Source organism: Amycolatopsis sp. A133 (genome assembly GCF_031082405.1).
Lineage (GTDB): Bacteria > Actinomycetota > Actinomycetes > Mycobacteriales > Pseudonocardiaceae > Amycolatopsis.
This window is the reverse complement of record NZ_JAVHJU010000004.1, coordinates 57,899-78,545: the sequence shown is the minus strand read 5'-3', so window position 1 is coordinate 78,545 and position 20,647 is coordinate 57,899. Positions and strand designations below refer to the sequence as shown.

Genomic DNA, 20,647 nt, shown 5'->3' with positions numbered 1-20,647 from the left:
GCCAAGTATACCTCTTGTTGGGGAACCGGTTTTACTTCTATTATCTTCGTGTGCGACCGCTCACGGACGGTACCGAGCTGCTGGTCGGCCGGGATGGCGAGCTGTCCCGGCTGGCCGCCTGGATCCGTGACGTCGTCGCGGGCCGCGGCCAGGCCGTGCTGGTGGACGGCGAACCGGGGATCGGCAAGTCCGCGCTGGTCCGGGCCGCCTGCGTCACCGCCGCCGAAGAGGGCTGCCAGGTGTACTGGGGAGCCGGCGACGAACTCGGGCAGGCGCTGCCGCTGCTGCCGCTCCTGGACGCCCTGGAGATCACGCCGGTCACGCGGGACCCCCGGCGTGACGCCGTTTCCGAGCTGCTGGGCGGCGACGCCGTCGCGGGCAAGGGCGCCGACCTCGCCGCCGCGGCCGCCGAGCAGCTGATCGCACTGGTGGACCAGCTCTGCCAGGACGGACCGGCCGTGCTGGTCGTCGACGAGCTGCAGTGGGCCGACAGCACGACGGTGGCGGTGTGGAGCAGGCTCGCCCGCTCGGTCCGGCAGCTCCCGCTGCTCCTGATCGGCGTGATGCGCCCGGTGCCGCGCCGCGACGACCTGCGGACGCTCTTCCGGATCGTCCGGCCGTCCGAGCGGCTGCGGCTGGGCAGGCTGGCCGAACCGGCGGTGCTCGAGCTGGTGGCCGCACTGGCCGGCGGCAAGCCGGGCGCCCGGCTGGAGGAGCTGGCCGCCGGCGCGGCCGGGAACCCGTTGTACCTCACCGAACTCGTCGACGCGCTGAGCAGGAGCTCGTGCCTGGAGGTCGACACCGCGGGCATCGTGGAGCTGACCGGCACGGCCACGCCGGACTCCCTGCCGGAGGCGATCGCCGACCGGCTGGGTTTCCTGTCCGAGGCGGCCCGGTCCGTGCTGCGGGCGGCGGCGCTGCTCGGGGACGGTTTCTCGGTCGCGGACCTGGCGACCGTGACGAACCGCTCGCTCCACGAGCTGCTGCCCGCCCTCGACGAGGCACGTGCCGCCGGGGTGCTGGTGGCCCTGGACGACGACCTGGCGTTCCGGCACCCGTTGATCCGCCGGGCGTTGTACGACGAGATGCCGACGGCGGTCCGGGTCGCCTGGCACCAGGCCGCCGCGTCGGCGCTGGCCGAGGCGCACGCCCCGGTCGAGCGGGTCGCGCGGCAGCTGCTGCCCATGGTGTCGACGACGGACAGCCGGGTGCCGGTGCCGCCCTGGGCCGTCCGGTGGCTGCTCGACGTGGCCATGCCGTTGATCGGCCAGGCCCCCGTGGTCGCCGTCGCGCTGCTGCGCCGGGCGGTGCGGGACGCGCCGCTCGACGACGCCGTGACCGGCGCGCTGGCCTGCCGGCTGGCCGATGCGTACTACCGGGTGGGCAACGTGGCCCAGGCCGAGCGGATCGCCTGCCGCGCACTGGACCGCGTCCGCGATCCCGACGTGCGCGTCGACCTGCACACGACGATCGTCCAGTGCCGCGGGGCGACCGGCCGCTCGGCCGAGTCCCTCGCCGCGCTGAACGAGGCGCTGGGCCAGCCGGGGCTGCAGGCCCGGCACCGGGCCCGGCTGCTCGTGCTCATCGCGCGGACGCGCCGGGACCTCGGCGAGGTCGACTCGGCGGGGCGGGCCGCCTCCGCGGCGCTGGCGGAGCTCGGTGAAGCCGAAGACCGCTGGGCGACCGGGTGGGCGCTGCACGTGCTGAGCCAGGGCGCGATGACCCGGGGCGAATGGGCCGCCGCGCTGCCGCTGTTCGAGCGGGCGATGGCCATCGTGCGGGGCGATCCCACGCTGATCGACCTCACCCTGCTGCTGCGCATCAACCAGTCGGTCACCTTCGGCGCGCTCGACCGCTACACCGACGCGCTCACCGCCGCCGGGCAGGCGCGCGAGCTGGCCGACCGCACCGGCAGCGTCGCGCGGCTGACCCAGGTCCAGAGCGCGATCGGGCAGCTGCTGCTGGGCGCCGGCCGGTGGGACGACGCGCTGGCCGAGGTGGACGTCGTCTCCGACGACCGCAAGGACCCGGGCGTGGTGTGCTGCGACCACGGCGTCGCCGCGATCATCCACTTCCACCGCGGCGAGACGGCCGCGGCCCGCCGGCACCTCGACTTCGCGGCGCTGCAGTCGGAACGCATCGGCGACCAGGTCGTGGAATCCCTCGTGCGGGCCCGCAGTCTCGCTTTCGAGCACGCCGGCGCGCCGGATCGGGCGCTCGCCGTGCTGACCGCCGTGCCGGCCGGCGACGACGCGGGGGAGGAGCTGCTGGGCGACGCCGCCCGGCTGGCCGCGACGCTCGGCGACGTGCAGACCGTGGCGGAGATCGAGGCCCGGGTGCGCGCGATCGCCGCCGAGTCCGCCGTGCCGCACCGCCGCGCGCTGGCCCTGTACTGCCGCGGCCTGCTCGAGCGGGACGCGGCGACGTTGCTGCGAGCCGCCGACGGCTACCGCGACGCGGGCCGGCCGCTCTCCCGGGCCAAGGCACTGGAAGCGGCCGCGATCGCCTTCGCCGAAGCCCACGCCGAAGACCGCGGGTCGGCGCGGGCCGCTTTCACCCACGCCATCGACCTGTACACGGAGCTGGACGCGCAGTGGGACGTGGCGCGGCTGCGCGCCCTGTTCCGGGCGTTCGGCATCCGGCGTGGCCCGACGGTGAAGCACCGCCAGGCCACGCACGGCTGGGACAGTCTCACCCCGACCGAGAGCAGGATCGCCGCGCTCGTGGTCGAGGGCCTGTCGAACCCCCAGATCGCGGCCCGCCTCTACCTGTCCCCGCGCACGGTCGGCACGCACGTGTCGCACATCCTGACCAAGCTCGACGTCCATTCGCGCATCGACATCGCCCGGGAAGCCGCCCGCCACCAGTCCGCGTCCGGCTGAGCTTCAAGCCGCGGCGGGGTCGGACCCGATCTCCGAAGCGTCCCCTTGGCGGCGCACGACGAGCGGGCGCGCGACCGGCGGTGCCGGAGCCCGGCGGGAAACCGCGATGTGGCCGCTCCAGACCTGGCCGAGCAGGATCGCCAGCACCAGCAGCAGCGGGGTTCGCCAGGCCCCGGTCTGCGTGTGCAGCCAGCCGCAGGCCAGCACGCCGAAGCCGGCGATGACGTACCCCACGCCCTGGACCACGGCCGACAGCGCGAGCGAGCTGTCCTTGCTGCGCAGCGAGACGGTCGTCAGCACGAACGCGAGCGACCCCATGCCCGTGCCGGTGGCGACGGCCCACAGCCAGGGCGCGGCCGCGGGCGCGACGAGCAGGCCGGTCACCCCGATCATGTTGGGCACCGCGAGCGCGCCGACGAGCAGGGTCTGGTTGCGGCAGCGGCGCGTCCAGCCCGGGACCAGCAGCATCATGGGCAGCCCCATGGCCATCGACAACGCCAGGCACGCGCCCGCGGTGGTCGGCGGGACCCCGGCGTCGCGCAGGATGCCGGGGAGCCAGCCCATGACCAGGAACGTCACCGTCGAAATGAGTCCGAAGTGGATGGTCAGCGCGGAGGCGGACACCGTGCCGGAGGCGCGCCGCGGCGACACGAACTCGCCGGGAGTGCGCTGCCACACCTGCTGGGCCACCAGCGCCGCGGTCGCCCACACGCCGAGCGCGAGCCGCCACGAAGACGACATGACGGCCGTGGGTGTGATCAGCGCACCGGCCGTGCTGCCCAGCCCGAGCCCGAAGGTGAAGGCGGCGGACCCCTTGGCCAGCAGCGGGAGCATGGTGCCGAGCACGGCGATGGACAGGCACGCCAGCGCCGTCCCGATCAGGAGTTCCGCCGAGCCGCCGAGAACGCGCCCGGCCAGCGACAGCACCAGCCCGACGAGGGCCACGGTCACGGTCCGGTGCGTCCCCACCCGGCTGCACAGCCACGGCGTCGCCCAGCCGCCGAGGCCGATCGCCCACAGGGGGAGCGCGACGAGCACCGCGGCGACGAGTTCACGGGCGACCGAGATGTCCGGCAGGGCCGCACCCAGGCTCGTCACGGCCGGCCGCAGGTTGATGGCCAGGACGAAGATCACAGCGGTGGAAACGGTGTTGGCAGCACGCGACATCGCTCCTCCTCGGCGTCGAGGCCGGAGCATCGGCTCCGTGGAACAATGTTTCGCGGTGCGGCCGAATCAGACATCCGTCACCTGACGGATGCGCGGACTTTTGTTGTGCTTCAACGGTTGTAAGTGCTTCTACGGCCCTGCGGATGGGCGTGCATCGGCACGGCCGGACGCCGGCCTCCTGCCCGGTTCGTCACCGACAGTGGTCAGGAGCCCGACGTGCGCGGCCATCCGGCGGGCTCTGCCCGCCGGTGCGCGCCCGGTCGTGTCAACGTCGGCAACCCTTTGTGCCCGCCCGTGATCCGGAGTTCCGTTTTTCGTGAGCCCGCCGCCGGGTCACCGCCGGTCGGCGCAGCTCCCGACCTCGAAGCCGCGGCCGGGGAAGACCCGCTCCATGAAGAACCCGTGCACGGCGGGATCCTCGTCGGCGCAGCCGTCGGCCAAGACGGCGACGCGGTACCCCCGGTCGGCGGCGTCGTAAGCCGTGGCGGCGACCATCGCGCTCGTGGCCACGCCGGTGATCGTCACCGCGTCCACCCCGCGCGCCCGGAGCACCAGATCGAGATCGGTGCCGGCGAAGGCGCTCGCGCGGCGCTTGCGCACGACGACGTCCTCTCCGAGTACCGGCAGCGCGGGCTCGATGCCGGGCGAACCCTCGTGGAAGACGTCGCCGGCGTCGAAGAAGGTGGAAAACAGCGCGTTGCCCGGCGGCAGATCCGCGCGGTTGACGCGGAAGGCGGTCTGGACGTGCACGACGAGCGCACCGGCGGCACGCACCCGGGGCAGCAGGCCGGTCAAGGGAGCCACCACCTGCCGCGTGAACCCGAACTGCCCGATGATGCCCCGCTGGATGTCGCCGACGATCAGTGCTTCGCTCATGGGTCCAGCTTGCCACCGGTCCTTTGTGGAACGAGCGAACACCGGCCCGGTGGCGCCGTGCTCAGCGCAGCCCGGCGAAGAACGCCCGGACGTCGGCCACCAGCAGATCGGGGGCCTCCATCGCGGCGAAGTGGCCCCCGCGGCCGAATTCCGACCAGTGGACGATCGTGTGCTCGCGGTCGAGGGCGCTGCGGATCGACACGTCCAGCGGGAACACCGCGACCCCGGTCGGCACCGGGGACCGCTCGCTCGCGCCCCAGGCGCCCGCGTGGGCCGTCTCGTAGTAGCAGTTGGCCGACGAGCCGCCGGTGCCGGTCAGCCAGTACAGCATCACGTTGGTCAGCAGCAGATCGCGGTCCACCGCGTCCTCCGGCAGCTCGGCCGCCGGGTCGGTCCACTCCTTGAACTTCTCCACGATCCAGGCCAGCTGGCCCGCCGGCGAATCGTGCAGGCCGTGCGCCAGCGTCTGCGGCCGGGTCGTCTGCATCGCCACGTACCCGGACTGCTCGGTCTTCAGGTACTCGAGGTGCTTCAGCCGCGCCTGCTCGGCCTCGGTCAGCTCGGCGCCCTCGTCCGGCGCGCCGAACGCCGCGAGCCCGTTCGCGTGCACGCCGACGACCTTGTCCGGGGCGAGCCGGCCGAGCCCCGGGCCGACGACGGCGCCGGTGTCACCGCCCTGGGCGCCGTAGCGGTCGTAGCCGAGGCGGTGCATCAGCTCGGCGAACGCCCTCGTGATGCGGCCGGTGTCCCAGCCGGTTTCGCGGGTCGGCCCGGAGAAGGCGGTGCCGGGGATCGAGGGGATGACCAGGTGGAACGCGTTCGCGGGGTCGGCGCCGTGGGCCCGCGGGTCGGTCAGCGGGCCGATGACGTCCAGGAATTCCACGATCGAGCCGGGCCAGCCGTGGATCAGGATCAGCGGCAGCGCGGCCGGCTCCGGCGAGCGGACGTGCAGGAAGTGGATGTCCTGGCCGTCGATTTCGGTGACGAACTGCGGGAACCGGTTGAGCTGCCGCTCGTGCGCGCGCCAGTCGTAGCCGTCGCGCCAGTACGCGGCCAGCTCCTTGAGGTAGCTCACCGGCACCCCGCGGCTCCAGCCGGCCCCGGGCAGGTCCGCCGCCCACCGGGTGCGGGCGAGCCGGTCGCGCAGGTCGTCCAGGTCGGCCTGCGGGACGTCGACGGTGAAGGGCCGGAGTTCGCTGTGGTTCTGCATGTCTTCAACCGTAGGAGCCGGTTAGGTCAGATTCGGTCCTAAGCGGCTGGCAGACTTCGCGGCATGGCGGACACCTCGGCGCGGCTGCTGCGGCTGCTTTCGCTCCTGCAGACCCGCCGCGACCGGTCCGGAGCCGAACTGGCCGAGCGGCTGGGGATCACCCCGCGGACCGTGCGCCGCGACATCGAACGGCTGCGCGCCCTCGGCTACCCGGTGCTGGCCACCGCGGGCACCGCCGGCTACCGGCTGGGCGCCGGCGCGGACCTGCCGCCGCTGCTGCTCGACGACGACGAGGCCGTCGCGGTCGCGATGGGTCTGCGCACCGCCGCGGGTGGCTCGATCACCGGCATCGAGGAGACGTCGGTGCGCGCGCTGGCCAAGCTCGAGCAGGTGCTGCCGTCCCGGCTGCGCCACCGGATCAACGCCCTGCGGTCGGCGACCGTGCCGCTGGCCAGCACCGGCCCCACCGCCGACCCGGACACCCTGACCGCCATCGCCGCCGCCGTCCGCGACTCGGTGCGCCTGCGCTTCGGCTACCGCGCCCACGACGGCACCGAAAGCGTCCGCACGACCGAGCCGCACCGGCTGGTGCACACCGGACGGCGCTGGTACCTCCTCGGCTGGGACGTCGAGCGCGAGGACTGGCGCACCTACCGCGTCGACCGCCTCGAACCCCGCACGCCGGCCGGGCCGCGGTTCACCCCGCGCACCCCGCCGGACCCCGATCCCGGCGGCTACACCTCCCGGGCGATCTCGACGTCGCCCTACCGCTACCAGGGCCGCTTCACCCTGCACGTCAGCGCCGCGACCGCGGCGGAGCGCATCGCCCCGACCACCGCGGCGCTGGAGCCGATCGACGAGCACAGCTGCACCCTGCGCGCCGGCTCCGACTCCCTCGACGAACTGGCGATCTACGTGGCGGGCAAGGGTTTCGACTTCCGGGTGCACGAGCCACCGGAACTCGTCGAGCACATCCGGGCGCTGGCGGCCCGGCTGGGCAAGGCGGCCGGCTGAGGGACGGTCAGCGGGCGGAAGTCACCGCGCACGTGCCGCACACCTGCGGCGCCGGCGCGCTGCGTGCCTCCTGCCGGCACGTGGACGCCAGCAGCAGCACCAGGAACAGCACCGCGACCAGCCACACACAGCCGCCGCCTTCGGTGCGTTTCGCGCGGACCTCCACCCGGCCGCCGGGCATCGTCCGCGCGTGCCGCTGGGCGTAGTGCCTCGCCTGGGTGGCGGCGCCGCCGGATTCGGTCAACCACGGCGTCCGGTAGGAGCATTCGCCGCACCAGTAGCGGTAGTTCGCGGCCATCGGGCCTCCTTTCGTCGAGCGGGGTCCGGGCCGGGCGGCCCCCGTCACCGCCCGGCCCCGACGATCAGGGGTGCTGCAGCGTCCGCATGAGCAGGCCCACGAAGTGGTCCATGTCCGCCTGCAGGCACGGCTGCTGGTTGTGCTTGCCGGTGCAGCCGGGCGCCCACGCGCTGCCGTCGCCGTAGTCGGCGAAGGTGAACGGGATGCCTTCGGCGGTCAGGTTGGCCGCGGTCACCAGGTTCGTCTCCCGGGCCCGGCTTTCGACCACCGCGTGGAGCGGGTCGACGGTCAGGTCGCCGCCGTTGCCGATGTAGAGCGCCACGCCCGTGCCGCGCAGCGCCAAGACGTGCTGGGCCGGGCTCTGGGCGTTCCAGATCCCGTCGAACGGCCAGATCGGCGGCCCGAAGATCGCGTCCACCGACGTCGTCGGCGTGCCGGAGGCCGGATCCAGCGCGGTCTCGGCCACCACCGCGCGCTGTTCGGAGTTCTGCAGGTCCAGCCCGCCGGAGAAGCTGCCGACGTACCCGAACAGGTCCGGCCGGTGCTCGGCGTAGTGGACCGCGCCGAAGCCGCCCATCGAGTGCCCGGCGATCGCGCGGCCGGTGCGGTCCGGGATGGTCCGCAGGCCGGCGTCGATCAGCGGGATCACCTGGCCGAGGTGGAAGTTCTCCCAGTTCTGCGGCCCGAGGGCGCCGGGGTTGACCCAGTTCGAGTACCAGCTGCGGCCGCCGTTGGGGTGCACCGTGATCAGCGGCGCCGAGCGCGTCGACGACTCGGTGATGTCCAGGTTCCGCTGGGTGTTGGGCAGGTCGGCGTTGCCGTGCAGCGAGTACAGCACCGGGTAGCGGGTGGCGGCCGCGCCGTCGTAACCCACCGGCAGGGTGACCATGACGACGTGCTGCCCCGGGGTCTGGCCCGGCAGCACCGACGGCGTGGGCACCTGGTCGGAGCGGACGGCGAAGGTGAACGTCCGGTGGTGGTCGTCGACCCACGTGGGCTGCTCGGTGACGGTCAGCCCGAAGCCGTCGGCGAAGCGCGGCGGCCCGGTCTCAGCGGCGGCCACCGGTGCCGCGAGTGCGGAAGCGACGGCGAAGACGGCCACCAGTGCCGCCCCGCGCCTCGGTGAATGACTCTCCACGGGATCCCCTCTCGTAGTTGTCTCGACCACCTGAGCGTGCGGTTCGCGCAGGTCGGCGCACCAGGACGCGGACCGGCCAAATAAGGCCGGTCGGCACGCTAGGGTCGATCGGGGACGAAACACCGCTGCCGGGGGGATGCGCGGACGTGACGAGCGGGTTCGGCGAGCTGCTGCGAGAACTGCGGCGGCAGGCGGGAATGACCCAGGACGAGCTGGCCGGGCGGGCCGGGATCGCGGTGCGCACGATCAGGCGCCTCGAACGCGACGGAGGCAGCAACCCCCGCCTGGGCACGGTGAAGCTGCTCGCCGACGCGCTGGGCATCGCCCCGGAGGACCACCGGAGGCTCCTGGCCGCGGCGGCCGGCGGCAGTGCGGTGCCGGCGGAGACGCCGGCGGCCGGCGGGGAGCCGGCCGGGGAGGCCGAGAGCACCTCGGCGGCCGGTGGTGCCATGTCGCGGCCGGTGCCCGGCGGGGAGGCGGCCGGCGGCCCGGCGGCGCCGGAGGGCGTTGCCGGTGAGGTCGGGTCGAGCGCGGCGGCCGGTGGGGAGCCGGCCGGTGGCCCTGCGGCGCCGGAGGGCGTTGCCGGAGAGGTCGGGTCGAGCGCGGCGCCCGGTGGCGTGCCGGCCGGTGGAGCCGAAACGACCCCGGCGCCCGATGCCGTACTGCCGCGGCGGACCCCCCTCGGCGAGCTGGCCGACGCGGCCGAGCAGCTCGCCCACGCCGTCGCCGGGCGGTGGCAGCGGGAAGAAGAACAACGCCGGATCCACGACCCCTTCCCCCTGCCGGTCCGGTGGCGGCCGCTGCCCGCTCCGCTGACCGATCACTGGGCCAACATCCGGCGCGTCCCGGCCGGTGGCACGGCCGGACCCCTGGACCTCTCGGGCGAACTCGGCGAGATCGCCGCGACCTACCGGCGGATCCCGTCCGGGCGGCTGGTGGTGCTCGGCCGCGCCGGGTCCGGCAAGACCGTCCTGACCCTGCGGTTCGTCCTGGACCGGCTGCGCACCCGCACGCCCGCCGACCCGGTGCCGGTGCTGTTCGGCCTCGGCTCGTGGGACCCCGGCGCGACGGCGCTGCGCGACTGGCTGACCGAGGGCCTCCTGCGCGACTACCCCGGCCTGGCCGCGGCCGCGCCCGGCGGCTCCACGCTCGCCGCCGCGCTGGTCGAGGCCGGGCACGTCCTGCCGGTGCTCGACGGGTTCGACGAAATCGCCGACGGCCTGCACCGCGCCGCCCTCGAAGCGCTCAACGGCACCACCCTGCCGCTCGTGCTGACCAGCCGCCCGGCCGAGTACACCGTGGCGGTCGCGGCGACCGACGTGCTGACCGCGGCCGCCGGTGTCGAACTGACCGACCTCACCCCGGGCGACCTGCTCGGCTACCTGCCCCGCACGACCCGCCGCCCGGCGCCGGGCGGCGGCCCCGGGACGGTGTGGAACCCCGTGCTCACCGGCCCGGGCGGCGCCGCGCTCGCCGCCGTCCTGAGCACGCCGCTGATGGTCGTGCTCGCGCGGACGGTGTACAGCGACGCGCCCGGCGAAGACCCCGCCGTCCTGCTGGACACCACCCGCTTCCCGACCGCCGAAGCCGTCGAGGACCACCTGCTGGGCAGCTTCGTGCCGACGGTGTACCGGGACCGGCCCCGGTGGGACCCCGGCCGCGCCCGCCGCTGGCTCGGCCACCTCGCCCGCCACCTCGACCGGCTCGGCACGCACGACCTGGCCTGGTGGCGGCTGGGCGGCTCACTGCGGCGGTCGTCCCGGATCCTCGCCGTCGTGCTCTCGGCCATGCTCGCCACCGCCGTCGCCGACTGGCTGTTCTTCGTGCCGGTCGACGTCGCCGCGCTGGGCTTCCTGCCCGGGCTGCGGGCCGCGCTGGTGGACGGCCTGCTCGTCGGCTCGGTGGTCGGCCTCGCGTTCGGCCTGGTCCACGGGATCATGGTGGTCTACGGCGGGCTCGTGTTCGAGCCGTCCCGGATGCAGGTCCGGCTGCGCGGGCGGACGGGCCGCCCCGAAGGCGGCCTCCTGCGCCGCTACGCCGGCCGGTTCGGCGCCGGGCTGCTGGGCGGGTTCGTCGTCGGGCTGGGTTACGGCCCGGTGACCGTGCTTTCCCGGGCCATGGCCACCGGTTTCCCGCCGCGGATCGAGGACCTGGTGACGACGGCGCTGGTCAACACGCTGGTGAGCGGGCTCGTGTTCGGCCTCGCCGCCGGGGCGACGTTCGGGCTCGTCGCCGTGCTGGAGACCCCGCTCGACATCAGCTCCGCCGCCAGCCCCGCCACGCTGCTGCGCGCCAACCGCACGACGGTGCTGCGCCAGGCGCTGGCGTTCGGCCCGCTGCTGGCCCTGGCCATCGCGGCCGGCGGCCGGATCGTGGTCGAGCTCCTGCAGGGCGTCTTCGGGCCGCTGGTCTGGACCCTCACGGGCGGCTTGGTCGTCGGTGCGGTCGGCGGCCTCGGCGGGGCGGTCGCATACGTGTTCGCCTTCACCGCGTGGGGCCAGTGGCTGATGCTGTCCCGGGTGTGGCTGCCGCTGACGGGACGGCTGCCGTGGGCGACGGCCGCGTTCCTCGAGGACGCCTACCGCCGCGGGATCCTCCGCCAGGCGGGCGCGGTCTACCAGTTCCGCCACGCCCGGCTGCAGGACCACCTGGCCAGGACGGCCGAGCCGCCGGAAACCGGCGCGACGGCGTCCCGCGGGGCCCGCGAACCGGCCCCGCGGCCACGCGGAAGCTGAGGATCGCCGATTCCTTCGGGGGCCGCGCGGTGTCCATGTCTTCGGAAGCGGCGCAACGCCGGCAACCGGAGGCAAGGAGACGCGAGTGCGCACCACGACTTCACCCACGCCGGTGACACCGGCCGCGGGGCGGGCCCGGCGAAGATGGGTGCTGGCCATCACCGCGGTCGCCTCGATGATGGTCGTCCTCGACTCGCTGGTCGTGGCGACCGCACTGACGGCGATCCGGACCGACCTGGGCGCGTCGGTCGCCGAGCTCGAATGGACGGTCAACGCCTACGGCCTGAGCTTCGCCGTCCTGCTCATGACGGCGGCGGCCGCCGGTGACCGCTGGGGACGGCGCCGGGTCTTCGTGGCGGGGGTGACCCTGTTCACGCTGGCGTCGCTGATCTGCGCGGTCGCGCCCGGCGTCGAGGTCCTGATCGCCGGGCGGGTGCTGCAGGGCGCCGGCGCCGCGTTTGTCATGCCGCTGACGCTCGCCCTGCTCGGGGCCGCGTTCCCGCCGGCGGAGCGGCCTAAGGCGCTCGGGGTCTTCGCGAGCGTCAGCGGCGTCGCGGTGCCGCTCGGGCCGCTGCTCGGCGGCGCCGTCGTGGAGGGCATCTCCTGGCCGTGGATCTTCTGGATCAACGTCCCGGTCGGGGTCGCCCTGGTCGGCTTCGCCCTGACCCGGATCGAGGAGAGCCGCGGCCCGGATCCGGCCCTCGACGTCCGCGGCCTGGTGCTGGCCGGCGCGGGCTCGTTCGGGGTCGTGTGGGGTCTGGTCCAGGGCAACGCGGCCGGCTGGACGAGCCTCGCGGTGCTGGGGCCGCTGGTGGCCGGCCTGGTGGCGATCGGGGCGTTCGTGGCGTGGCAGCGGCGGGCCGCCCACCCGATGCTGCCCCTGCACCTGTTCCGCTCCCGCCGGTTCGCCGCCGGCAACGCCGTGATCTTCTTCCACTGGGCTTCGGCGCTGGGTGCGGTGTTCTTCATGGCCCAGTTCCTGCAGGACGGGCTGGGGTACGGGCCGCTGGCCGCCGGGCTCGGGCTGGCGCCGTGGGGACTGACGACGGCGGTCGTCCCGCAGGTGGCGGGCCGGCTGGTCGGCCGGTTCGGCGAACGGCCGTTCATCGTCGCGGGGCTGGGCCTGCACGGGCTCGCCATGCTCTGGATCGCCCTGGTCGCCGGCCCGTCGATCGGCTACTGGGCGATCGCCGCGCCGCTCGTGCTGTCCGGGACCGGGATCGCGATGTGCCTGCCCGCCGCCCAGAGCGCGGTGCTGACCTCGGTCGAGCCGCGGTTCCTCGGCAAGGCCTCCGGCGCCTTCAGCTCGATGCGGCAGCTGGGCGGGGCGTTCGGCGTCGCGATCCTGGTCGCCGGGTTCTCGCTGGCCGGCAGCTACACCTCCCGCGAGGCCTTCTCCGCCGGGTTCACCGCCGCCGCCGTGGTCAGCGCCGTCCTCGCCGCGGCGGGTGCGCTGGCCGGTTCCCTCATCCCGCGCCGCGAACCGAAGGAGTGACCCATGTCCGACCTGAAGGCCCACGCCGACCTGCTGCGGGAGCTGCACCACGGGAACCTGCTGGTGCTGCCGAACGCCTGGGACGAGGCCAGCGCCGAACTCGTCGTCGAGACGGGTTTCCCCGTCGTGGCGACCTCCAGCGCCGCCGTGGCGGACGTGCTGGGCCACGGGGACGGGGAGCGGGCGCCGTGGCGGGAGATGTTCGCCGCCGTCGCCCGGATCGCCCGGGCGGTCCCCGTTCCGGTGACCGTGGACGCGGAAGCGGGTTACGGCCTGGCACCGGACCGGCTCGTGGCCGAGCTCCTGGAAGCGGGAGCCGCCGGCTGCAACATCGAGGACACCGACCACCGCGCCGGCGGCCTCGTGGACGCGGCGGCGCACGCGGACCGGCTGGCCCGGATCCGCGCGGCGGCCGACGCTTCCGGGGTGCCGCTCGTCCTCAACGCCCGGATCGACACGTTCCTGCCGCCCAGCGGGCTGTCCGGAGCGGACCGCACGACGGAGGCCCTCCGCCGCGGCCGGCTCTACCGCGAGGCCGGCGCGGACTGCGTGTACCCGATCGGGGTAGCGAGCGCGGAGGACATCGGCCGGCTCGTGAAGGGCGTGCCCGGGCCGGTCAACGGGAACGCGGGCGCGGAACTGGACTTGGCCGCCCTGGCGTCGCTGGGGGTCGCCAGGGTGTCCTTCGGGCCCCGGTTCTATCGGGCGGGTTTCGCCGCGATGCGCGACGGGCTCGAGGAACTGCGCCGCGCGGCGGGGATGGAGGAGGGGCCGGGTGCCGGGGCGTCGTGAGGCGGGGTCGGTTGCGAGGGGGCGGCCGGGAGTGGTGGGGCGGCTAGGGGGCGCGGTGCGCGGGCGTGAGTGTGCGTTGCCCGGCGGTGGGGGAGCTTCGGGTGGTCGCGCGATGGGCGTGAGTCTGCGTTGCCTGGCGGGAACGGGAGCTCCGGGTGGTCGCGCAACGGGCGTGAGTCTGCGTCGCCTGGCGGGAACGGGAGCTCCGGGTGGTCGCGCAACGGGCGCGAACCGGCGTCGCCCGGCGGGAGGGGGAGCCCCGGGTGGCCGCGCGGCGGGCGCGAACCGGCGTCGTCCGGCGGGGAGGGAGGCGCCTGATGCCCGGCCGTTCCGCCGATGAGGCGCTGCTCGCCGCCGCCCTGGACTACGCCGTCACCTCCGCGGCGGAAATCCGGCTCGGCGATCTCGGGCGCCGGTCGGCCTGTGCCGGGTGGACCGTCGCCGAGGCTCTGGCGCACCTCACGCGGTCGCTGCGGTCGGTGGCCACGTCGCTGGCCGTCGGCGTCGTGCCGGCGGATCCCGCGCCGACGCCCTCCGGGCCGGTCACGGCGCGAACGCTGCGCCGGGACCTCGGCCGGGCGGCCGCCGCGCTCGGGGCCGCGGTGCGCGAGCTCCGCGGGCGGCGCTCGGTCGCCGTCGACGGGCTGCCGCTGCCGTGCCACCAGCTGATCGTCGTCGGCGCGCTCGAGGCCGCGGTGCACGGCTGGGACGCGGCGCGGGCCCGGCCGATCCCCGAGGACCTGGCCGTCCGGCTGCTCGCCGAACTGCCTGCGGTGCTCGACCGCGACACCCGCCGGGGGATGTTCGCCGAGCCCGTCGTCCTGGCGCCGGACCGCCCGGCCGCCGAGCGCCTGCTCGCCGTTCTCGGGCGCGATCCGCTTTCTTGACCGACGATGTCCATGACGAACAGGGAGTGCGTGTGTCTTCCGAGGCGATCCACCGGACGGGCAGCGAGCAGCTGCGGGACGAGTTCGGGCAGCTGCGCCCGGCGCTGGTCGCGCACTGCTACCGGATGACGGGGTCCTACCAGGACGCCGAAGACGTCGTCCAGGAGACCTACCTCAAGGCGGTGCGGGGCGTGGACGCCTTCGAGGGGCGCTCGTCCCTCAAGACGTGGCTCTACCGGATCGCGACCAACACGTGCCTGACCGAACTGAACCACCGCAGCCGGCGCGTGCTGCCCGCCGGGCTCGGTGCGCCGTCGGACGATCCCGCGACGCGGATCTTCGCCGACGACTCGGTCGCGTGGCTCGGGCCGCTGCCCGACGCCGTGCTCGGCGACCCGGGGGAGGTCGTGGTGCGGCGCGAGTCCGTCCGGCTGGCGCTGGTCGCGGCGCTGCAGCACCTCCCGGCGCGGCAGCGCGCGGCCTTCCTGCTGCGCGAAGTCCTTTCGTGGTCGGCCACCGAGATCGCGGCCACCCTCGGCATCAGCGTGCCGGCGGTGAAGAGCCTCCTGCAGCGGGCCCGCGGCCGGCTCGACGAACTGGACCTCGACGGCCGGGCACCGGAAACGCCCGCCCCGGCGGAAGAACGCGCGCTGCTCGACCGCTACATCGCCGCCTTCGAAGCCGAAGACACCACGGCCATCCGGGCGGTCATCCAGGACGACTTCAGCATCGAAGCCGTGCCGCACCCGGTCTGGTTCAAGGGCGTGGCCGTGTGCCTGCCGTTCCTGCAACGCACGTTCTCGGCACGGGGAGGGGGCGCCCGGTTCCGGCCCACGCGCGCCAACGGCCAGCCGGCCGCGGGCAGCTACCGCGCCGACGACTCGGGCGTCTGGCGCGCCGAGAGCCTGTGGGTGTTCACGGTCACCGGCGGCCGCTTCTCCGGTGCGATCAAGTTCCACGACCCGGAGCTCGTCACGGCGGCGGGCCTGCCGGCCCGGCTGCCCTGACCGCGAACCCTCAATTCCGGACCCGGCGGACCACGAACAGCGCTACGGCGACGGCGATGGCGGCGAAAACGACGTACTGGAAGATCGACGCGTACCGCTCGACCAGCGGCCAGTGTTCGCCGAGCAGGAAGCCCGCGACGACGAACCCGGTGTTCCAGATCAGGCTGCCGGCCGCGGTGTAGAGCAGGAACCGCCCGAACGGCATGCGCCCGACCCCGGCGGGCACGGAGACGAGGCTGCGGAAGACGGGCACCATGCGGCCGAGGAAGACGGCTTTGCCGCCGTGCCGGGCGAACCACGCAGCGGTCCGGTCGAAGTCGGCGGTCCTGACGAGCGGAAGCCGGCCCACCAGCCGGCGCGTGCGATCGTGCCCGAGCCGCCGGCCGAGCAGGTAGACGACGACGGCACCGGCCACGGAACCGAGGGTGGTCCAGAAGACGGCTTCGCCGAGGCCGAAGGCCCCACGGCCGGCGGCGAACCCGGCGAGGGGCAGGACGAGCTCGCTGGGCAGGGGCGGAAAGAGGTTGTCCAGCCCGACGACGAGGGCGGCCCCGGGACCCCCGAGGGATTCCATCAGCCCGACGGCCCACCCGGCCACCCCGGTCAGTTCTCCGGTGGCGGCCGGTGCGGTGGGGGAGCCGGTCATGAGGTCCTCTCGGGGCGGGGCGGGGGGGGTTGGGGGCGGGCTCGGTCGTGCCGTGGGCGGCCTGGCCTGCAGCGGCTGCCGCGCGTCGCGACCGGATCGGGCGTGCTGTGAAGTCGCGAGGTGAGGTGGCGAGCTTGGCTCGGGTGAGTCGCCGGCGCCGGGTCTTGCCGGGTGTCGCGGCTGGGCTCGGCCGAGCCGCGAGCGGTCTCGCTGGGTGGCGCAAGTAGTACCCGGCTCGGTCGTGCCGTGGGCGGCCTGCCCGGCAGCGGCTGCCGGGCGTCGCGACCGGATCAGGCGCGAGGTTGGCGGGTGCGGCGGCGGGGCCGGGCTCGGCCGAGCCGCCACGGGATCGCCGGTGCCCGGCCGCAACCGGGCACCGCACGATCCGCCGTCAGGAGCCGCTGCAGGCCTTGGTCAAAGCCGCTACCTGGTCCGCCTTCTCCTGCGCCCACGCCGCCGGGGTCTTGACCAGTTCGTCGGCCGTCGTCTCGCGCAATGTCGTCGCCAGCTTGTCGATCGCTTCGCCGGCCGTGGTGTTCGCTGCCTTCGAGGCCAGGCCCGTCAGCTCGTCGGCCGCTGCGTGGGCCCGGTCGGCCGCCGCCTTCGGGTCCGACAAGTCCGGGGTCTTCGTGGCGATCTGGACCGCTTGGGCGCACACCGCGGCCGTCGAGGCGGCGTTGCCCACCTGGCCCGCCGTCTCGGCGGCCACCCCGCAGCCCGTGAGGGTGAGCAGGAGACCTCCGGCGAGGACCGTTGTCGTGAAGCGCATGGTCATTCCTTCCGAGTGAGAGCGGTGGTGCGGGTCCGGAGCAAGCTGGCGGCGACCGCCGTCGCGAGGATGGCGCCCACCACGCCCAGCGAGAGCGCGGTCGGGATCTTCCAGACGTCCAGCAGCAGCATCTTCACGCCGACCCAGACCAGCACCAGCGCCAAGCCGAGCTTCAGGTACACGAACCGGTGCATGACGTCGGCGAGCAGGAAGTACATCGCGCGCAGGCCGAGGACGGCGAAGGCGTTCGAGGTGAACACCAGGAACGGTTCCTGGGTCACCGCGAAGATCGCCGGGATCGAGTCGACCGCGAAGACGACGTCGGTGACCTCGATCAGCACCAGGACCGCGAGCAGCGGCGTCGCCACCCAGCGGCCGGCCTGCCGGACCAGGAACTTGCCGCCGTGGTCGCCGTCGGTGGACGGCACGATCCGGCGGAACGCCCGCAGCACGACGTTCTGCTCGTAGTCGACCGTCTCGTCCTTGTGCAGCGCCATCCGCACCCCGGTGATCACCAGGAACGCGCCGAACACGTACAGGATCCAGGCGAAGCTCGCGATCAGGACCGAGCCCGCGGCGATGAACACCGCCCGGAACACCAGGGCACCCACCACGCCGTAGAACAGGATGCGGTGCTGGTACTCGCGGGGGACGGCGAAGTACCCGAAGATGATCGCGAACACGAAGACGTTGTCGACGGCCAGGGACTTCTCGATGACGTAGCCGGCGAAGTACTGGCCCGCGAACTCCGCGCCCCAGGCCCACCAGACCACGGCGCCGAAGGCGAGCCCCAGCACCACCCACGCCCCGGACCACGCGAGCGCCGACCGGACGCCGACGACCGGCGACTTGCGGTGGGCGGCCAGGTCGATCGCGAGCATGGCCAGGATGACGCCGAGCACGGCGGCCCAGGCCCAGAGCGGAACGGTCACGAGACACTCCTCCGGTTCGGTGACGAACCGGAGGTCTCCCCGGTCACCCGAAGGTGACGCCGGCACCGGGCTGCAGTGGGGCAGCCGGATTGACGATGCCGGACCGGGCGGGTACTCCCCTCCGATGCACTGCGCTGACTCCAGAATGACGAACTGCACTTCGTCTGTCAAGTTCGGACGTCTACTGTGGCCGGTATGGCTTCGTGGACGTTCCTCAGCAACCACGCGCACGTCCTGCTGTGCGTGGCCGCGGACCCCGACCGGACGCTGCACGACATCGCCGAGCGGGTGGGGATCACCGAACGCGGGGTGCAGCTCGTCCTCGCGGACCTGATCGCCGAGGGCTACGTCGAACGCGAGCGGGTCGGCAGGCGGAACCACTACAAGATCCACCCGGAAGGCCGGTTGCGCCACCCGCTGGAGGCGCACCACCGGGTGGCCGATCTGGTCGCCGCGCTCGGCCTCGCGGTCGGCGACGGCGAAGCGCATTCCGCCGTGTGAGAAGGCGGCCGCGGCGGACGGGATGGTTGACTGGGCTCATGCCGGTGGGTGCGCACGAGGTCGAGGTGTTCGCGCGGGCCAGGCCGCGGCTGGAGGCCATCGCCTACCGCCTGCTGGGGTCGGCGAGCGACGCCGAGGACGCCGTGCAGGACACGTTCCTGCGCTGGCAGTCCGCCGACCGCGAGCTCGTCGAGACACCCGAGGCGTGGCTGACGAAGGTGCTCACCAACCTTTGCCTCAACCGGCTCACCTCGGCGCGGGCCCGGCGGGAGACCTACGTCGGCCAGTGGCTGCCCGAGCCGGTCTTCGCCGGGGACCGGATGCTCGGCCCGTCCGACACGGCCGAGCAGCGCGAATCGGTGTCGATCGCGATGCTCACGCTGATGGAGCGGCTCTCGGCCAAGGAACGGGCCGTGTACGTGCTGCGCGAGGCGTTCGGGTACGCCCACGCCGAAATCGCCGAGGTGCTCGACCTCACCGAGGCGAACTGCCAGCAGATCCACCGGCGGGCCAAGCAGCACCTGGCCGCCGACCGCCGCCGGGTCCCGGTGGACGCGGCCGCGGCGCGCAAGATCGTCGAAGAGTTCCTCGCGGCGGCGCTCAGCGGCCGGACCGACTTGCTCGTGAAGATGCTGACCGACGACGCGGTCAGCATCGGTGACGGCGGTGGCGTGCTCTTCTCGCTGCCGCGGCCGGTCACCGGTGCGGTGCGGGTGGCGAGGTTCCTGCGCGGGCTGTTCGAGCCCAGCGACGCCAAGTGGGCGCTGATCGGCGGCCGGCCCGTCCTGCACGCCGCGGTCGCCAACGGGGTCCCGGCGCTGGTGCTGCTGGTCGGCGACCGGGTCGCCGGGATCGTTTCGCTGGACGTGACCACCGACGGCATCGCGGCCGTCCACGCCCAGGTGAACCCCGGCAAGCTCGGGCGCGCGGCGCGGCAGTGGAGCGCCGCCGGCCACGGGGAACCGCTCGCCGGCACCTGGTGACCCACGTCACGTCCGTCCGCTGTCAGGTTTCGCGCCGCTGTCCGGTTCAGGGAGCACACACCGACCGGACAGGAGCAAGACCATGAAGCACCGCATCGTCGTCCTCGGAGCCGGCTACGCCGGAGCCAACGCCGCCGGCCGCCTCGCCAAGCGGCTGCACCCGGCCGGCACCGAAATCACCCTCGTCAACGCCGGCCCCGGGTTCGTCGAGCGCGTCCGCCTGCACCAGCTGGCGACCGGCCAGGACCTGAAGCCCCGCCTGCTGACCGACGTCTTCGCCGGTACGGGGGTGCGCGTGCGGATCGCTCAGGTCACCGCGGTCGACGTCGAACGCAAAACCGTCACCGTGGCCGATGGTCCTGGAGAAATCGCCTACGACACGCTCGTCTACGCCCTCGGCAGCACCGCCGACGACTGCGGCGTTCCCGAGCACGCCCACCACATCGCCGGCAAGCAGTCCGCGCTGCGGCTGCGGGCGCGGCTGGCCGAGCTCGCCGCGGGCGGGACCGTGCTCGTCGCCGGCGGCGGCCTCACCGGCATCGAAGCCGCCACCGAAATCGCCGAAGCCCGCCCGGACCTCGACGTGTCCCTCGTCGCCCGCGGCGGCCTCGGCGACTGGCTCGGCGAGAAGGCACGCAACCACCTGCGGAAGGCGGTCGACCGGCTCGGCATCACCGTGCACGAGCACACCACCGTTACGGGCGTCGAACCGGCCGCCGCGGTCACCGCCGACGGCCGCGCGATCCCGGCGCAGGTGACCGTCTGGACGGGCGGGTTCGCCGTCCACCCCCTCGCCGCGGCCACGACCCTGCGGGTTTCCGCGACGGGCCAGATCGAGGTCGACGAGACGATGCGCTCGGTCTCGCACCCGGACGTCTACGCCGTCGGCGACGCCGCGCTGGCCCCGGGCGCGAGCGGCTCGCCGCTGCGGATGTCCTGCGCCTCGGGGGTCCCGTCGGCCCGCCTGGCGGCCGACGCGATCGCCGCCCGCCTGACCGGCGGCCGGGTGCCCCCGAACAAGATCGGCTACTTCGGCCAGTGCATCAGCCTCGGCCGCCACGACGCCGTCGTGCAGTGGGTGACCCCGGACGACCGGCCGAAGCCGTCGGCGGCCACCGGCAGGACGGCCGCCCGCATCAAGGAACTGATCTGCCGGAGCGCCGCCTGGAGCGTTTCGCACCCGACGGTGCTGCCGGTGCGCCGCCGCCACACCCTCCCGGCCGAAGAGCGCTCCGCGGCCACCGCCGGAAGCGGCCTCTGACGGACCCGCCGAAAAGGGCTTTCCCCTCGTCCGAGAGGAAGGCCCCTTCCGCTT

General features: G+C 74.2%; 18 protein-coding genes. 10 read left to right on the top strand and 8 right to left on the bottom strand.

The features are described from left to right. Window positions 1-50: 50 nt before the first annotated feature. A complete protein-coding gene (locus tag Q5425_RS04740) occupies window positions 51-2,882 on the top strand; it encodes an AAA family ATPase (protein WP_308670847.1) in 2,832 nt (943 codons plus the stop codon). A 3-nt stretch (window positions 2,883-2,885) separates the two neighbouring features. Here Q5425_RS04740 and Q5425_RS04735 read toward each other — a convergent pair whose 3' ends face one another. From Q5425_RS04735 to Q5425_RS04725, 3 genes are all read right to left on the bottom strand, one after another. Continuing rightward, window positions 2,886-4,049: an MFS transporter gene (locus Q5425_RS04735; protein WP_308670846.1), complete on the bottom strand. Its 1,164-nt coding sequence runs from the start codon at window positions 4,047-4,049 to the stop codon at window positions 2,886-2,888. 333 nt (window positions 4,050-4,382) lie between these two features. Then, window positions 4,383-4,925 (bottom strand): isochorismatase family cysteine hydrolase, encoded by a 543-nt coding sequence (locus Q5425_RS04730; protein WP_308670845.1) that lies wholly within the window; start codon window positions 4,923-4,925, stop codon window positions 4,383-4,385. A 61-nt stretch (window positions 4,926-4,986) separates the two neighbouring features. Then, window positions 4,987-6,135: an epoxide hydrolase gene (locus tag Q5425_RS04725; RefSeq protein WP_308670844.1), complete on the bottom strand. Its 1,149-nt coding sequence runs from the start codon at window positions 6,133-6,135 to the stop codon at window positions 4,987-4,989. 63 nt (window positions 6,136-6,198) lie between these two features. Here Q5425_RS04725 and Q5425_RS04720 point away from each other — a divergent pair, with 63 nt between their 5' ends. Further along, window positions 6,199-7,149, top strand: a complete 951-nt coding sequence (locus Q5425_RS04720) for a WYL domain-containing protein (RefSeq protein ID WP_308670843.1) — start codon at window positions 6,199-6,201, stop codon at window positions 7,147-7,149. Window positions 7,150-7,156: 7 nt separating this feature from the next. Here Q5425_RS04720 and Q5425_RS04715 read toward each other — a convergent pair whose 3' ends face one another. Both Q5425_RS04715 and Q5425_RS04710 read right to left on the bottom strand, forming a co-directional pair. Continuing rightward, window positions 7,157-7,447 (bottom strand): hypothetical protein, encoded by a 291-nt coding sequence (locus tag Q5425_RS04715; protein WP_308670842.1) that lies wholly within the window; start codon window positions 7,445-7,447, stop codon window positions 7,157-7,159. A 64-nt stretch (window positions 7,448-7,511) separates the two neighbouring features. Then, entirely contained in the window at window positions 7,512-8,549 is a 1,038-nt protein-coding gene (locus Q5425_RS04710) for an alpha/beta hydrolase-fold protein (RefSeq protein WP_308670841.1), read from the bottom strand. 182 nt (window positions 8,550-8,731) lie between these two features. Here Q5425_RS04710 and Q5425_RS04705 point away from each other — a divergent pair, with 182 nt between their 5' ends. From Q5425_RS04705 to Q5425_RS04685, 5 genes are all read left to right on the top strand, one after another. Next, a complete protein-coding gene (locus Q5425_RS04705) occupies window positions 8,732-11,320 on the top strand; it encodes a helix-turn-helix domain-containing protein (protein WP_308670840.1) in 2,589 nt (862 codons plus the stop codon). 85 nt (window positions 11,321-11,405) lie between these two features. Further along, window positions 11,406-12,815, top strand: a complete 1,410-nt coding sequence (locus tag Q5425_RS04700) for a DHA2 family efflux MFS transporter permease subunit (RefSeq protein WP_308670839.1) — start codon at window positions 11,406-11,408, stop codon at window positions 12,813-12,815. 3 nt (window positions 12,816-12,818) lie between these two features. Then, entirely contained in the window at window positions 12,819-13,607 is a 789-nt protein-coding gene (locus Q5425_RS04695) for an isocitrate lyase/phosphoenolpyruvate mutase family protein (protein WP_308670838.1), read from the top strand. A gap of 317 nt (window positions 13,608-13,924) precedes the next feature. After that, window positions 13,925-14,494, top strand: a complete 570-nt coding sequence (locus Q5425_RS04690; protein ID WP_308670837.1) for a maleylpyruvate isomerase family mycothiol-dependent enzyme — start codon at window positions 13,925-13,927, stop codon at window positions 14,492-14,494. A 32-nt stretch (window positions 14,495-14,526) separates the two neighbouring features. Next, window positions 14,527-15,501, top strand: coding sequence for an RNA polymerase subunit sigma-70 (locus Q5425_RS04685; RefSeq protein ID WP_308670836.1), 975 nt, complete (start codon window positions 14,527-14,529; stop codon window positions 15,499-15,501). Window positions 15,502-15,511: 10 nt separating this feature from the next. Here Q5425_RS04685 and Q5425_RS04680 read toward each other — a convergent pair whose 3' ends face one another. From Q5425_RS04680 to Q5425_RS04670, 3 genes are all read right to left on the bottom strand, one after another. After that, window positions 15,512-16,147 (bottom strand): DedA family protein, encoded by a 636-nt coding sequence (locus Q5425_RS04680; RefSeq protein WP_308670835.1) that lies wholly within the window; start codon window positions 16,145-16,147, stop codon window positions 15,512-15,514. A 391-nt stretch (window positions 16,148-16,538) separates the two neighbouring features. After that, window positions 16,539-16,916 (bottom strand): bacteriophage spanin2 family protein, encoded by a 378-nt coding sequence (locus Q5425_RS04675; RefSeq protein WP_308670834.1) that lies wholly within the window; start codon window positions 16,914-16,916, stop codon window positions 16,539-16,541. Window positions 16,917-16,918: 2 nt separating this feature from the next. Continuing rightward, window positions 16,919-17,848 (bottom strand): TerC family protein, encoded by a 930-nt coding sequence (locus Q5425_RS04670; RefSeq protein WP_308670833.1) that lies wholly within the window; start codon window positions 17,846-17,848, stop codon window positions 16,919-16,921. Window positions 17,849-18,043: 195 nt separating this feature from the next. On the opposite strand from Q5425_RS04670, the gene Q5425_RS04665 reads away from it, so the two are divergent. From Q5425_RS04665 to Q5425_RS04655, 3 genes are all read left to right on the top strand, one after another. Then, window positions 18,044-18,349: a winged helix-turn-helix domain-containing protein gene (locus Q5425_RS04665; protein ID WP_308670832.1), complete on the top strand. Its 306-nt coding sequence runs from the start codon at window positions 18,044-18,046 to the stop codon at window positions 18,347-18,349. Window positions 18,350-18,387: 38 nt separating this feature from the next. Continuing rightward, window positions 18,388-19,332 (top strand): RNA polymerase sigma factor SigJ, encoded by a 945-nt coding sequence (gene sigJ, locus Q5425_RS04660; RefSeq protein ID WP_308670831.1) that lies wholly within the window; start codon window positions 18,388-18,390, stop codon window positions 19,330-19,332. Between the two features lie 82 nt (window positions 19,333-19,414). Further along, window positions 19,415-20,593, top strand: coding sequence for an FAD-dependent oxidoreductase (locus Q5425_RS04655; RefSeq protein WP_308670830.1), 1,179 nt, complete (start codon window positions 19,415-19,417; stop codon window positions 20,591-20,593). Window positions 20,594-20,647 lie beyond the last annotated feature (54 nt).